This is a genomic window from Saccharothrix sp. 6-C, from assembly GCF_016695385.1.
GTDB lineage: Bacteria > Actinomycetota > Actinomycetes > Mycobacteriales > Pseudonocardiaceae > Actinosynnema > Actinosynnema texasense.
In genome coordinates, this window is sequence record NZ_CP064192.1 from 53,992 (window position 1) to 68,173 (window position 14,182).

A 14,182-nucleotide genomic window follows, 5' to 3' on the forward strand; every position below is an offset into this window, starting at 1 on the left:
CAACGCCCACGCCGCGTGAGTCCAACGTTCGCAGCGCGAGAGTCCAACGTTCACGGGACCTGAATTCAACGCTCGGACAGACCGCCCGGTCGGTCGAATGTTGAACTCAGGTCCCGTGAACGTACGACTCACGCGGCGTGGATGTAGGACTCTCGGGTTAGCCCTTGGTGGAGCCCAGGGTCAGGCCGCCGATGAACTGGCGTTGCAGGGTGAAGAAGACGACCAGGGTGGGCAGGGCGACCAGGAGGGAGCCGGCGGCGACCAGGTTGTTGTCCACGAAGAACGTGCCCTTCAGGTTCTGCAGGGCCGACGTGATCGGCATCTTGTCGCCGGTCTGGATCAGCACCAGGGCCCACAGGAAGTCGTTGTAGATCCAGGTGAACTCGAGGGTCGCCAACGCCGCCAGGGCGGGACGGCACAGCGGCAGGATCACCTGCCAGTACTGCCGGAACACGCCCGCGCCGTCCACCCGCGCCGCCTCGCCGATCTCGTTCGGGATCGTCTTCATGTAGTTGCTCAGCACGAACACGCAGAACCCCGACTGGAACGCCACGTGGATCAGCACCAGCCCGAGCTGCGAGTCCAGCAGCACCTCGCTGTCGCTGAGCCAACGGGGCAGCGGCGTCAGCAGGTACAGCCGGTACAGCGGCGTCACGATCACCTGCTGCGGCAGCAGGTTGCCCGCGGTGAACAGCATCAGCAGCACCAGGTTGAACCGGAAGCTGAACCGCGACACCCCGAACGCCACCATCGAGCTGAGCAGCAGCACGAGCAGCAACGCCGGCAACGTCACGATCAACGTGTTCAGGTAGTAGTGCGGCAGGTCGGCCTGCGTCCACGCGGACGTGAAGTTGTCGAACGTCAGGCTCTCCGCGACCGAGAAGTACCCGTTGCGGGCCGTGTCGTCGTACGTCCGCAGCGACGCGTACAGCGCCCACAGCAGCGGCGCGAGCGTGGCCAGGCACGTCAGGACCAGGAACACGTGCAGGGCGATGCGCCCCACTGGGATCGAACGCGGTCGGAACGTCACGCCCGGCCCTCCTCGCGGAACACCTGGATCAGGTAGGTGACGATGAACCCGAGCGAGATCAGCAGCAGGACGACGGCCAGCGCCGAGCCCCACCCGATCCGGCTCGACTCGCCGATGATGTTGTCGGTCACCAGCACGGACAGCAGCTCCAGCCCGTTGCGGCCCTTGTTGATCACGTACACGATGTCGAACGCCCGCAGGCCCTCGATCACGGTGACCACGAGCACGACCACGTTCACCGGTTTGAGCACCGGGAACGTGACCCGGAAGAACGTCTGCCAAGCGTTTGCGCCGTCGAGCGCGGCGGCTTCCTTCAACGCCGGGTCGACCGACTTCAGCCCGGCCAGGTACAGCAGCATGACGTACCCGGTGTGCCGCCACCCGGCCGCGACCAGCACCGCGTACAGGTTGATGTCGGGGTCGCCCAGCCAGTTCACCGGGTCGGTCGACGCGGTGCCGAGCACGTTGTTCAGCAGCCCCTGCTCGGGCTGGTAGATCAGCTGCCAGATGAACCCGACCAACGCCAGCGACAGCACCATCGGCAGGTACAGCGCGCTCTGGTAGATCCGCCCGAACCGCAATTGGCGGTCCAGCAGGACGGCCAGCAGCAGCCCGGCGGCGGTCGGCGCCACGAGCAGGAACAGCAGCCAGGTGAGGTTGTGCTGCACCGCGGGCCAGAACCGGGGGTAGCGGGTGAAGATGTCGACGTAGTTGCCGAACCCGACCCACTCGATGTCGGCGAACCCGCCGATCCCGTCCCACGAGCTGAACGACAACCCGATCGACCCGAGCGCCGGCACCCAGACCAGCGCGATGTGCACCAACGACGGGATGCCGAGCATCAGCCCGAGCACGAGCTTGTCGCGCGGCGCCAGCGCGGTGGCACGGCGACGCCTGCCGCGCCGGGACGTCGGGGAGGGGGCCGACGTCCCGGTGGGCTCCGGTGGGGACTGCGACGCGGTCACGACGTCACTCCGTGAAGATCGTCTTGGCCTGGTCGGCCATGCCCTTGAGGATCGAGTCGAGGTCGTCGGGGTTCTGGATGAACGCGTTGAGCCCGTTGGTCGCCGCGTCGCTGGCGAAGCGGGGGTCGGTGTCGCGGTCGAGGAACTGCGTGATGTGCGTGGCTTCCTTGATCACCTGCGCCGCCTTCTTCTGCAGCGCGTTGTAGCCGGTGGTCTCGGCCTTGCCGGAGGTGGCGATCGAGGTCGGGTCGGTCTTGAGGTAGGCCAGCTGCGCGGCGGGCGTGGACAGGTGCTCCAGCAGCCTGCGCGCGCCTTCGGGGTTGGCGGGTTTGCGGGACATCAGGTAGCCGTCGATGGGCGCTTCGACGGTGTCCTGGCCGTGCTCGGGGTTGATCTCCGGGTAGGGGAAGAAGTCGAGGTCGTCCACCTCGGCGCCCTTGAACTGCTGCGCCACGAACGAGCCGAGCAGGTACATGCCGGCCTTGCCCTGCTGCAACGACTGCGCGGCCTCCTGCCACTCGCGGCCGAGCGCGTTCTCCTGGTGGAACGGCAGCAGCCGCTTCCAGGTGTCGAACACCTCCCGCACCTTCGGCCCCTGCCAGTCCTCCTTGCCCGCCATGAGGTCGACGTGGAACTGGTAGCCGTTGACCCGGAAGTTGAGCTGGTCGAACGTGCCCATGCCCGGCCAGCCCTGCTTCTGCGCGAACGCGATGGGCACGAGCCCGTCCGCCTGCATCTTCGTGGACAGGGCGACGAGCTCGTCGAGCGTCTTCGGCTGCTCGTACCCGCGTTGCTGCCACACGCTCTTGCGGTAGAACACGCCCCACGGGTACTGGGTGAACGGGATCAGGTACTGCTTGCCGTCCGAGGCGGTGGAGGCTTCCTTCAGGGCGGGCGCGTAGCCGTCGGAGACCTTGGACCACACCTCGCTCAGGTCGCCGGCCAGGCCCTTCTCGGCGAAGTACCGCATCCGGTAGCCCGCGAACCAGGCCAGCACGTCGTCCGGCTTGCCCTGCAGGTAGTTGTTGATCTGCTCCTGGTACTGCTCGTGCTGCTTGGTGTTGATCGCGACCTTGAGGCCCGACTCGCCCTCGAACGCCTTCAGCACGGCCGTGATCGCGTCCTTCGGCACCTGGTCGGACAGGTTGTTGCCGAACGACACCGTGTCGGTGACGGCGCCCCCGCCGTCGGAGCCGCACGCGGCCAGTCCGGGCACGGCGGCGATGCCCGCGCCCGCGACGATCGCCCGTAACAGCGCGCGGCGGCCGAGCAGGGGGGTGGGGCTGGCGGAGAACCTCGTCATCGTCGCTCCTACGGGTGACACCAGGCATGCCAAGTGAACAAAGAGTCAACAAGAGGACTCACAATGTGGTGTGTGCCACAGCGAAATGTCAAGCTATCCGACGGTTGTTGTTGGACTGTGTTGACGTTTTCGCGGCAAATCGACCACTCTTGTGCCATGACGATGTGGCCCACGCGTGTGCCCGGCCTGGCCTGGGGCGCCGACTACAACCCCGAGCAGTGGCCGGAGGACGTCTGGGACGACGACGTCGAGCTGATGCGCCGGGCCGGGGTGAACCTCGTGAGCGTGGCGATCTTCTCCTGGGCGTTGCTGGAAGTGGAAGAGGGGCGCTACGAGTTCGGCTGGTTGGACCGCGTGCTCGACCGTTTGCACGCGGGAGGCATCCGGGTCGACCTGGCCACCGCGACCGCCGCGCCGCCGCCGTGGCTGACCACGGCGCACCCCGAGATGCTGCCGGAGACCGCCGACGGCGTCCGGCTCGTGCACGGCTCGCGCCAGTCCTACTGCCCCAGCTCGCCGGTCTACCGGTCCAAGGCCGTCGCGCTGGCCCGCGCGCTGGCCGAGCGGTACCGCGACCACCCGGCGCTGGCCGCGTGGCACGTCAACAACGAGTACGGCTGCCACGTCTCCCGCTGCTACTGCGACCGGTGCGCGGTGGCGTTCCGGGCCTGGCTGCGGGCCCGCCACGGGACGCTGGACGTGCTGAACGAGGCGTGGGGGACGGCCTTCTGGAGCCAGCGCTACACCTCGTGGGAGCAGGTGCTGCCGCCCCGGGCCACGCCGACCTCGCACAACCCGGGCCAGCTGCTCGACTTCGACCGGTTCTCCTCCGACGCCCTGCTCGAGCTGTACAAGGCCGAGCGGGACGTGCTGCGCGAGGTCACCCCGGACGTGCCGGTGACCACGAACTTCATGGCCGCCGCGTTCGCCGGGCTCGACTACTGGACGTGGGCCGCCGAGGTCGACTTCGTCTCCAACGACCACTACACCCGCGCCGAGGACGCCGAGCGGCACGTCGACCTGGCGTACTCCGCCGACCTGGTGCGCGGCCTCGCGGGCGGGCGGCCGTGGCTGCTGATGGAGCACTCCACGTCGGCGGTGAACTGGCAGCCGCGCAACATCGCCAAGCTGCCCGGCGAGCTGCGCCGCAACTCCTACGCGCACATGGCCCGCGGCGCGGACGGCACGCTGTTCTTCCAGTGGCGGCAGTCGCGGGCGGGCGCGGAGCGCTACCACTCGGCGATGGTGCCGCACGCCGGTCCGGACACGAAGGTGTACCGCGAGGTCGAGCAGGTCGGCGCGGAGTACCGGCGGCTCGCCGAGCTCGTCGGGTCGACCGTGGACGCCCCGGTCGCCGTCGTGTTCGACTGGGAGTCGTGGTGGGCGCTCGGCCGGTCCGGGCACCCGACCAGCGACTTCGCCTACCCCGAGCACGTGTTCGGGTACTACCGGGCGTTGTGGCGGGCCGGGGTGACCGTCGACTTCGTGCCGCCCGGCGCCGACCTGTCCCCCTACCGGCTGGTCGTCGTGCCCGCGCTGTACGGGGTGGACGACGCGTCGCCGTACGAGGAGCACGTCGCGGCGGGCGGCCACGTGCTGGTCACCTACCTGTCCGGTGTCACGGACACGCGCGGCCACGTGCACCTCGGCGGCTACCCCGGCGCGTTCCGCGAGCTGCTCGGCGTGCGGACCGAGGAGTTCCACCCGCTGCGCGCGGGCGAGGCGGTGGCGTTGGACGACGGCTCGTCGGTCGCGGTGTGGACCGAGCACCTGCACGTCGACGGCGCGGAGGTGGTCGCGTCCTACGCCGACGGCCCGCTGCCCGGTGTGCCCGCCGTGACCCGCAACGAGCGCGGCGCGGGCGTCGCCTGGTACGTGGCGTGCGGCCTGGCCGGCGACGGCCTGGAGCGGCTGGTGCGGACCGCGCTCGACCGGGCGGGCGTGCCGGTCGGTCCGGGCGGTGACGTCGAGGTGGTGCGTCGGCGCGGTGAGGTGGCGGGCTCCGCCGTATCGTGGCTGGTCGCGGTCAACCACGGGACCAGCGACGCCGAGCTGCCCGCGGTGGGTGTCGAGCTGCTGTCCGGCGCGCGTGCGTCCGGCGGTGTGGTCGTGCCCGCCGGCGGCGTGGTCGTGATCCGGGAAGAAGAGGTGTGAAGTGCTGGCACGCCAGCGACAAGCGGTGATCCTGGAAGAGGTCCGCCGCACCGGCGCGGTGCGGGTGAGCGACCTGGTCGTCCGGCTGGGCGTCTCGGACATGACCGTGCGCCGCGACCTGGACGTGCTGGCCGCGCGCGGCCTGGTGGAGAAGGTGTACGGCGGCGCCACGTCCGTGGTCGGCCGCAGCACGGACGAGCCGGGCTTCGAGGCCAAGTCGGTGCGCCAGCTGCCGGAGAAGGAGGCCATCGCGGCGTTCGCGGCCGGCCTGGTGCGCCCCGGCACCGCGATCGGCCTGTCGGCGGGCACCACCACGTGGACGCTGGCCCGGTTCCTGGACGACATCCCCGACCTGACCGTGGTGACCAACTCGATCCGGATCGCCGACGTGCTGCAGCAGAGCGGGCGCACGGACCGCACGGTGGTGCTCACCGGCGGGGTGCGCACGCCGTCGGACGCGCTGGTCGGGCCGGTGGCCGTGCAGGCGCTGCGGTCGCTGCACCTGGACGTGGTGTTCCTCGGCGTGCACGGCATGGCCGAGCGCTCCGGCTTCACCACGCCCAACCTGAACGAGAGCGAGACCGACCGCGCGCTGGTCGACGCGGCCGGGCGGGTCGTCGTGGTCGCCGACCACACCAAGTGGGGCACCGTGGGCATCTCCACCATCGCCGCGCTGGACGAGGCGGACGTGCTGGTGACCGACGAGGGATTGGCCGAGCCCGCGCGGGCGGTGCTCGGCGAGCAGGTCGGCGAACTGGTCCTGGCGCACGTGCCGGGCCGCGGAGAGGAACTGGCGTGAGGCGCACGGCGCGGCAGCTGGCCGATGGTCGCGAGATCATCTACTTCGACGACACCCCGGGCGCGCCGCCGCGCGAGGCGGTCGACACCCGCGACCTGCCGCGCACGCAGCCGCTGTCGGAGGTGCGGCGCGACCCGCTGACCGGCGAGTGGGTGGCGATGGCCGCGCACCGGCAGACCCGCACGTACAAGCCGCCCGCCGACCTGTGCCCGCTGTGCCCGTCCACGCCCGGCAAGCCGACCGAGGTGCCCGAGTCGAGCTACGACGTGGTCGTGTTCGAGAACCGGTTCCCGTCGTTCGCGCAGGGCGTGCCGGAGCTGCCGTCCACTGTGGAGGGGATGCCGATGGTGGCGCGGGCGGCCGGGCGCGGCCGGTGCGAGGTGATGTGCTTCACCTCCGACCACGACACCTCGTTCGGGTCGCTGCCCGCCTCCCGGGTGCGCACGGTCGTGGACGCGTGGGCGGACCGGACGGCGGCGCTGAACGCGACGCCGGGCGTCGAGCAGGTCTTCCCGTTCGAGAACCGGGGCGAAGAGATCGGCGTGACGCTGTCGCACCCGCACGGCCAGATCTACGGCTACCCCTTCGTGACCCCGAAGACGGAACGGATGCTCGCCGCCGCGGCGGACTACCGGGCGTCACACGGCCGTCCACTTATGGGTGACATTTTGGCCGCTGAACGCGCGGTCGGAACCCGCGTCATCGCCGAGAGTGAGTCCTGGACGGCGTTCGTGCCCGCCGCGGCGCGGTGGCCGGTCGAGGTCCACCTGGTCCCGCACCGCCAGGTGCCCGACCTGCCCGCGCTCACCGACGCGGAGCGGGACGACTTCGCGGGCCTCTACCTGACCGTGCTGCACCGCCTGGACGCGCTCTACGACCGCCCGCTGCCCTACATCGCGGCGTGGCACCAGGCGCCCGTGCGCACCGGCCGTGACCTGGCGTGGCTGCACCTGGAGGTGTTCTCGGTGCTGCGCGCCGCGGACAAGCTCAAGTACCTGGCCGGCTCCGAGTCGGGCATGGGCGTCTGGGTGAACGACGCGACGCCGGAGCAGATCGCCGAGAGGCTGCGCGGCTGAACCACGGGTGGGGTAATCGGCCGAGAACCCGTCCGGACTCACAAGTGATGCCCAGTTTCGTTTAAGGCTGCTCTCAGGCGGGCACCGCAAAGTGGTGGACATGACCGAAGACGAGCAGCCGAAGCAGCCACCGCAGTCTCAGCCGGCGCAGCCGGAGAGCCCGTGGGCGCGTGGGGGCGCCGGACTCGGTCATGCGGACGCCGGCGGTCGGCAGCAGGGTGCCGACCAGCCGGGCAGCGACGACACCGGCGCCGTGCAGGGCGGCGCCGGTGCGTCGGAGCCCACCGGCGCGGGAGGTGCCTGGCAGGGAGCCTCCGCGCGGCCGGCGGAAGGGACCGACGGGTCGGCGGTAGGGGCCGACCGGTCGGCGGCGGGGTCGGCGGGTGTTCCGCGGGGGAACACCGGCCACCCAACCGACTCGTACCGAGCCGACTCGCGCCCGGCGGACCTGTACCCGGACAGCGTGACCTCGACCGCTGCCACCTCGAACTTCGGCTCGCCGACCGCTCCGCACGCGAGCGGCGCCGAGCCCGTGCCCGGGTCGCCGGACGCCTGGTCGCGTCCCGGTCGCCCGGATGACTTCGGCTCGCCGGTCGCCTCGCAGGGTGCCGCCGGCCTGTCGGGAACCGGTCGGGCGGGTGCCGTGCAGGGCGGCGCCGGCCCGACCGGAACAGGTGTGGCCGGTGCTGTGCAGGGCAGCGCCGGTCATCCCGGAACCGGTGGTCCCGGCGCCGTGCAGGGCGGCGCCGGGCTGCCGGGATCCGGGCCGGGGGCCTGGCAGGGAGGCTTCCACCGCCCGGAGCACACCGGTCCGCACGGCGCGCCGCAGGCCGGCGCCCAGGATCACCCGGGCTCGCCGGCCCACTCCCCTTCGGGGCCGGCGCAGCCCGGTGTGTCGGGCCCGTACTACGCGCCGCCCGGCTCGGTCTCCGCGGCGCCCCGCCCCCCGCGGGGCCGCGGCAAGGTCGTGGCGGGGGTCGCCGCCCTCGTGCTCGCGGTCGGCGGCGTCGCCGGAGGTGTCGGCGGGTACGTCGGCTTCCAGGCCGCCGAGGACTCCCGGCCCGTGACCAACGCGCTCAACCAGACCCCGCCCGCCCAGCAGAGCTCCGACGCACCGGCGGGCTCGACCGAGCAGGTGGCCCAGAAGGTGCTGCCGACCGTGGTGCAGGTGCAGGTCAACGGCGGCGCCGGGTCCGGTTTCACGCTCAGCTCCGACGGCCTGGTGCTGACCAACAACCACGTGGTCGAGAGCGCCGCCGGCGGCGGGCCGATCAAGGTCCAGCTCCAGGACGGCCGCTCGTTCGACGCGAAGATCGTCGGCCGCGACCCGACGTCCGACCTGGCCGTGGTGAAGGTGGAGGACGTCTCCGGTCTGCCCACGGCCGAGCTGGGCAACTCCGGCGACCTGCGGATCGGCCAGCAGGTCGTGGCCGTCGGCTCGCCGTTCGACCTCAACGGCACGGTCACGTCCGGCATCGTCAGCTCGCTGAACCGCCCGGTGCGCGCCGGCGGCCAGCAGGGCGGCGTGGACACCGTGCTCAACGCCATCCAGACCGACGCCGCGATCAACCCCGGCAACTCGGGCGGCCCGCTGGTGAACATGCGCGGCCAGGTCGTCGGCATCAACTCGGCCATCTACAGCCCGAACTCCAGCCAGTCCTCGCAGGGCGGCTCGGTCGGCATCGGCTTCGCCATCCCGATCGACCAGGCCCGGCGCACGGCCAAGGAGCTGTCGGAGACCGGCAAGGCCAACCAGACCGTGCTCGGCGTCCAGGTGGGCGACGCGCCGGAGGGCGGGGCGGTGGTCCGCGACGTGACCGCCGGCGGCGCGGCGGCCGCGGCGGGCGTCAAGTCCGGCGACGTGATCACCAAGTTCGGCGACCGGCCCATCGACACCTCCGACTCGCTGGTCGCGGCCGTCCGGTCCCGCGCGCCGGGCGAGAAGGTGCAGCTCACCATCGGCGGGAACCGCACGGTCGAGGTGACGCTCGGCAGCCAGCCCGTCGAGGTCCGCTAGCACCGGAAGACCACCGGCTCACGTGCCCCGGGCCGGTCGTGGAGGCCGCATCCCGGCTGGTGACCGCCCCTCACCTGCCGGCGTGCGGCCTCTTGTCGCGCCCGCCGGGGCTCCGGCCTCGCCTGGCGAGGGCCACCGCCAGGACCACCGACCAGGTCACGCCGACCGCCACCAGGAGCCCGAGCGGGTAGTCCCGGTCGGCCAGGCCGGGGTTGGGGCCGCCCGCGAACGGTCGCCAGAGCAGCGGGACGGCGAGCAGCCCCAGCACGCCGGTGAGCGTGCCGCCGACCAGCACCGCCGCGCGCCACGGCTCCGGCACCCGGCGGGCCACGAGCAGGCCGAAACCGGCGTAGAGGGGCGCGAGCAGCACGTCGTGCGCGATCGGGCCCGCCACGAACCACAGCACCAGGTTCACCGACACCAGCGGCAGCACCAGGACCGCGCCCCACAACCCCGTGGCAACACCCAGCGCGCCGATCACCCACCTCATCAGAGGACCTCCAGTCGAGTGACCCACTTGGTCTGCGTCACGCCCGGTCGGCTCGGTGCGATCAACCGGCACGGGTAGCCGTGGTCCAGCGGCAGGGTCTCGCCGTCCAGCCGCAGCGCGAGCAGCGTCAACGGGTCGCGGGCGTGGGCGGCGGGCAGGGTGCTCGCGCGGTAGAGGCCGTCGCGCTCCAGCGACTCCACCCGGACGTCGCCGGGCGCCAGGCCCGCCAGCGCCAGCAGGTCGCGCACGGGCACCCCGGTCCACCGCGCCGACGCGCTCCACCCCTCGACGCACGCGATCGGCAGCTCGGCCGTCGTCTGGGGCAGCGCTTCGAGTTCCCGGCGGGTGAACCGGCGCCCGCCGACGGTCAACCGCCAGCCGTCGTCCACGGCGGCCACCCGGGCGGCGGCGGCCGTGCGGTTGACGGGCAGCGCCGCCGACCGGATGCCCAGGACGGAGGCGGTCCGCAGCCACGGCACCGTGCCGCCCGCCGTGGCCAGCACCGCGACCGCCGCCGCGCCGCCCGTGGTGAGCAGGAACCCGCGCCGGCTGAGCGTGCCCTGGCGGACCTCCTCGGCGGGCGTGCGCGTGAGCGGCAGCTTGACCGCGACGTGCACGAGCAGCGCGCCCACCGCGACCCAGGCCACGGCGTGGTGCGCGGTCGGGAAGAAGAACTGCCACGGGTAGTTCTGCGCGGCGTTGAACAGGCCGGTGACCAGCTCGAAGAACGACGCGCCGAGCAGCACGAAGATCGAGGCCCGCTCCAGCGCGTGCGGCAGCGACTTCACCAGCGGCCGTTCGAAGAGCTTCGGGTACACCGTCCACAGCTTCGCCGACAGCAGCGGGATCGCCGCCACGCCCGAGGTGACGTGGACGCCCTGCGTGAACCGGTAGAGCCAGACCGGGCGGGTGGGCCAGGCGAACCAGGCGGGCGGGTGCTGCAGGTAGTGGCTGAGCAGGCCGGTGACGAAGCACAGCCCGAACGCGATGCCCAGCCACAGGCCGAGGCGGGTGGCGGTGTGCGGGCTGGACGCGCGCTTCACGGCCGCACCAGCTCGGCGAACCAGCGCCCGTCGCGCTCGACGACCCACCGCGACGTCAGACCGGCCCGCGCGGCGACCGGCGCCAAGGACGGCGCGTCGACCCGCGCCCAGTCGAACCACGCGCCGCCGGCGACCCGGGCGCGTTCCCGGCGCAGCCCGCAGCCGGGCGGCTCGACCTCGACCAGCACGCTGCCGTGCCGGCGCAGCAGCTGACGGGCCCGGCGGAGCAGCGCCACGGGGTCGCCGCCGATGCCGATGTTGCCGTCGGCGAGCAGCGCGTGCGCCCAGCGGCCGTCGCCGGGCAGCCGGCCGAACAGGTCCCGGCGCAGGGCCGGGCCGCCCCTCGACCGGGTGAGGGCGACGGCGAGCGGCGAGTGGTCCACGCCCAGCGCCACCACCCCGCGCCCGACGAGCGCCGCGACCATCCGCCCCGGGCCGCAGCCGAGGTCGACGGTCGGGCCGTGGCAGGCGTCGAGCAGGACGTGGTCGGCGTCGTCGGCGTCCTCGTGCCACCGGTCGACCGGCAGGGTCAGGTGACCGCCGCCGGCCAGGTCGAGCCGGCACTCCGCGCCGCTGAGACCGAGGTCGAACGCGGTCATCGCAGGACGCCCAGGCGCGCGAGCGCGGCGGCGAACCGCGTGTGCGGCACGGCGGCGGCGACCTCGCGGGCCGTGGCCATGTCGTCCACATCGGACAGCACGGGCAGCAGGCCGGTGTCCCGGTCGCCCAGGGCCCGCAGCGTCGACGCGCCCGTGTCCGACCGGGACATCGGCACGGTCCGGAGGGCCGCGGCCACCGCCGGGTCGTGGAGCCCCAGCGCCCACCAACCGCCGTCGGCCGCCGGGCCCAGCACGGCGTCGTGCGCGGCCAGCCGGTCGACCGACTCGGCCAGCAGCGCCGGCGTGAGCTGAGGCGTGTCCATGCCGATCTGGAACACCGGCAGGCCGTGCGCCCGGTGCGCGTCGGCGTGCGCGTTGGCCAGCCGGTCGGCGAACGACCGGCCCCGCTGCGCCACCACCGTGCAGCGCCGCAGCACCGCGCGGATCTCGGCCGACCGGCGCGCGTCGCCGAGCGACCCGGTCAACGCCACCACCGGCCGGACGCGCGGCGTGCCGAGCACGGCGTCGAGGGTGTCCAGCAGCGCGGCGGCGGCGATGTCGGCCGCCTCCGCCGGCGTCGCGGGCGGGCAGAGGCGGGTCTTCGCCAGGCCCGGCACCGGGGCCTTGGCCACCACCAGCAGGCTCACCGAGGGGGTCATCGGCGCACGCTCCCCCGGTCGACGCCCCGCTGGACGACCGCCGTCATGTCCCGCACCGCCCGCGCGGTCCCGCGCACCGAGCCCGACACCTTCGACTTCGTGCCCGCCGCGCGCGGCCCGTACCGCACGTCCCGCTCGACCACCCGCCACCCGGCCGCCGCCGCGCGCAGCAGCAGCTCCAACGGGTAGCCGAACGCCCGGTCCTCGACCCCCAGGTCCAGCAGGTCGCGCCGGCGGAACGCCCGCACCGGCGCGATGTCCCGCACCGGCAGCCCCTTGCGGCGCAGCAACCCGGCCAGCACCGCGTTGCCCGCCCGCGCGTGCCACGGCCAACTGCCCGCCTCCGGCACCCGCCGCCCCACGGCCAGCTCCGCCCGCGCGAGCAGCGCCACCAGCTCCGGCAGCTCGCGCGGGTCGAGCGAACCGTCCGCGTCGAGCACGCACACCACCTCGGAGCGCGCGTGCTCGATGCCCGTGTGCACGGCCGCGCCATACCCGGGCCGCGGCTCGTGCACGACCTCCGCGCCCAACGACCGGGCGATCTCCGGCGAGCCGTCACGCGATCCGTTGTCCACCACCAGGGGCCGGTAGCCCGCGGGCATGGCCCGCAGCACGCCCGGCAACGCCGCCGCCTCGTCCAGGCAGGGGAGCACCACGTCGATTTCGTCCACGTCCCACAGCATGGGCGGTCGTGGACGGCCGAAAACCGTTGTGCCGCTTACCGAATCATGACGTGTGCGCCAGTTCTTACGGACCGCTGACGGATGTCCCCGCGACCACGTGGCACCGCCCGCACCGGCCTTACGGTGGGCCTGTGCTCCGTGTCCTGGCCGCCGTGGCCCTGGTCGTCTCGGCCGTCGTGGTCGGCGCGCTCCTGCCCGATGACCGCGTCCACGCCCCCGCCCCGCCGCTGTTCGCGCACTGGCTGCCGCACGTCGGCATCGGCACGCCGTTGGCCGTACTGGTGGCGCTGGCGGTCGTGGTGTGGGGTCCGCCGCTGGCCGGGCGGCTCCCGTGGCGCCTCGCGCTGGGCGCGGGTTACGCGACCGCGCTGGCGTGGACGTTCGCACTGGCCCTGGTGGACGGTTGGGCCCGCGGTGTCACCGGCCGGCTGACCACGGAGCACGAGTACCTGCACGAAGTGCCGGGCGTGACGGACGTCGGCGCGATGCTGCGCGAGTTCTCCTCCCGCATCCTGGACTACCAGCCCGACTCGTGGGCCACGCACGTCTCCGGGCACCCGCCGGGCGCGTTCCTGGTGTTCATCGGGCTCGACCGGGTCGGGCTGCCCGGCGGGGCGTGGGCCGCGGCGTTCGTGGTGCTGGTCGGCGCGCTGACGGCGGTCGCGGTGCCGGTGACGGTGCGCGCGCTGGTCTCCGAGGAGCACGCGCGGGCCGTGCTGCCGTTCGTGGCGCTGTTCCCCGGCGCGGTGTGGATGGGCGTGTCGGCGGACGGGCTGTTCGCGGGCGTCACGGCGTGCGGCATCGCGTTGCTGGCCACCCGGCGGGCGTTGGCGGGCGGTGTGGTGCTGGGCTTCGGCGTGTTCCTGTCCTACGGGCTGGTGCTGATGGGCGTGCTCGCCCTGGTCGTGCTGTTGTGCCACCCGCGAGGTCGGAACTGGCGGGGGATCGGCGTGGCCGTGCTGGGCGCGTCGGCGGTGGTGGCGGTGTTCGCGGCGCTGGGGTTCTGGTGGGTGGACGGCTACCACCTGGTCGTCGAGCGGTACTACCAGGGCATCGCCACACCCCGCGCCTACGTGTACTGGGTGTGGGCGGACCTGGCCGCGGCCGTGTTCGCCTGCGGGTTCGCGCCCTTCGCCGCACGGTGGCGCGGGCCGGCGGTCACACTGGCCGCGGCGGCGGCGGCGGCCATCCTGGTCGCCGCGGTGTCCGGTTTGAGCAAGGCCGAGGTGGAGCGGATCTGGCTGCCGTTCACCGTGTGGCTGGTCGTGCTCGTGCCGGACCGGCGGCGGCTGTGGCTGGCGGCGCAAGCGGTGACCGCGCTCGCGGTCAACCACCTCCTGTTGACCAACTGGTGAGGCGCGGAC

13 protein-coding genes are annotated in these 14,182 nt (G+C 73.1%); 5 read left to right on the forward strand and 8 right to left on the reverse strand.

All coding sequences use genetic code 11. From position 1 onward, the window contains the following. Positions 1–157 precede the first annotated feature (157 nt). From IOD16_RS00265 to IOD16_RS00275, 3 genes are read right to left on the reverse strand one after another with little or no spacing between them, the layout of a single operon-like run. Complete coding sequence (locus IOD16_RS00265; RefSeq protein ID WP_236594655.1) at positions 158–1,030, reverse strand: carbohydrate ABC transporter permease; 873 nt, start codon at positions 1,028–1,030, stop codon at positions 158–160. Then, positions 1,027–1,995 (reverse strand): carbohydrate ABC transporter permease, encoded by a 969-nt coding sequence (locus IOD16_RS00270; RefSeq protein WP_236594656.1) that lies wholly within the window; start codon positions 1,993–1,995, stop codon positions 1,027–1,029. Before IOD16_RS00270 ends, IOD16_RS00265 begins: the two co-directional genes overlap by 4 nt. Positions 1,996–1,999: 4 nt before the next feature. After that, on the reverse strand, positions 2,000–3,298 hold the full coding sequence (locus IOD16_RS00275) for an ABC transporter substrate-binding protein (RefSeq protein ID WP_201438441.1): 1,299 nt from the start codon (positions 3,296–3,298) through the stop codon (positions 2,000–2,002). Between the two features lie 156 nt (positions 3,299–3,454). Between IOD16_RS00275 and IOD16_RS00280 the strand changes: the two genes are divergently transcribed. The 4 genes from IOD16_RS00280 to IOD16_RS00295 all read left to right on the forward strand — a co-directional run bounded on the left by IOD16_RS00280 (position 3,455) and on the right by IOD16_RS00295 (position 9,344). Then, on the forward strand, positions 3,455–5,452 hold the full coding sequence (locus tag IOD16_RS00280; protein ID WP_123744225.1) for a beta-galactosidase: 1,998 nt from the start codon (positions 3,455–3,457) through the stop codon (positions 5,450–5,452). Between the two features lies 1 nt (position 5,453). Further along, entirely contained in the window at positions 5,454–6,251 is a 798-nt protein-coding gene (locus IOD16_RS00285; RefSeq protein ID WP_201438442.1) for a DeoR/GlpR family DNA-binding transcription regulator, read from the forward strand. Further along, entirely contained in the window at positions 6,248–7,327 is a 1,080-nt protein-coding gene (gene galT, locus IOD16_RS00290; RefSeq protein ID WP_201438443.1) for a galactose-1-phosphate uridylyltransferase, read from the forward strand. Before IOD16_RS00285 ends, galT begins: the two co-directional genes overlap by 4 nt. A gap of 463 nt (positions 7,328–7,790) precedes the next feature. Beyond that, entirely contained in the window at positions 7,791–9,344 is a 1,554-nt protein-coding gene (locus IOD16_RS00295) for a trypsin-like peptidase domain-containing protein (protein WP_236594657.1), read from the forward strand. Between the two features lie 70 nt (positions 9,345–9,414). Here the strand turns inward: IOD16_RS00295 and IOD16_RS00300 are convergent, their stop codons facing one another. Genes IOD16_RS00300 through IOD16_RS00315 form a run of 5 tightly spaced genes read right to left on the reverse strand, consistent with a single transcriptional unit; the run spans position 9,415 to position 12,797 of the window. Further along, positions 9,415–9,834: a hypothetical protein gene (locus IOD16_RS00300; protein ID WP_201438445.1), complete on the reverse strand. Its 420-nt coding sequence runs from the start codon at positions 9,832–9,834 to the stop codon at positions 9,415–9,417. Beyond that, complete coding sequence (locus IOD16_RS39840) at positions 9,834–10,877, reverse strand: molybdopterin-dependent oxidoreductase (protein WP_328809400.1); 1,044 nt, start codon at positions 10,875–10,877, stop codon at positions 9,834–9,836. The genes IOD16_RS00300 and IOD16_RS39840 overlap by 1 nt, the downstream gene beginning before the upstream one ends. Then, a complete protein-coding gene (locus tag IOD16_RS39845) occupies positions 10,874–11,476 on the reverse strand; it encodes a class I SAM-dependent methyltransferase (protein WP_236594658.1) in 603 nt (200 codons plus the stop codon). The genes IOD16_RS39840 and IOD16_RS39845 overlap by 4 nt, the downstream gene beginning before the upstream one ends. Further along, the gene (locus tag IOD16_RS00310) at positions 11,473–12,135 is read right to left on the reverse strand and encodes a TIGR04282 family arsenosugar biosynthesis glycosyltransferase (RefSeq protein ID WP_201438447.1); all 663 of its coding nucleotides are present in this window, start codon (positions 12,133–12,135) and stop codon (positions 11,473–11,475) included. Before IOD16_RS00310 ends, IOD16_RS39845 begins: the two co-directional genes overlap by 4 nt. Beyond that, positions 12,132–12,797 carry a glycosyltransferase family 2 protein gene (locus tag IOD16_RS00315; RefSeq protein ID WP_442978146.1) on the reverse strand — a complete coding sequence of 222 codons (666 nt, stop codon included), beginning with the start codon at positions 12,795–12,797 and terminating at the stop codon, positions 12,132–12,134. The genes IOD16_RS00310 and IOD16_RS00315 overlap by 4 nt, the downstream gene beginning before the upstream one ends. 152 nt (positions 12,798–12,949) lie before the next feature. On the opposite strand from IOD16_RS00315, the gene IOD16_RS00320 reads away from it, so the two are divergent. Next, positions 12,950–14,173, forward strand: a complete 1,224-nt coding sequence (locus IOD16_RS00320; RefSeq protein WP_236594659.1) for a hypothetical protein — start codon at positions 12,950–12,952, stop codon at positions 14,171–14,173. Positions 14,174–14,182: the final 9 nt, after the last annotated feature.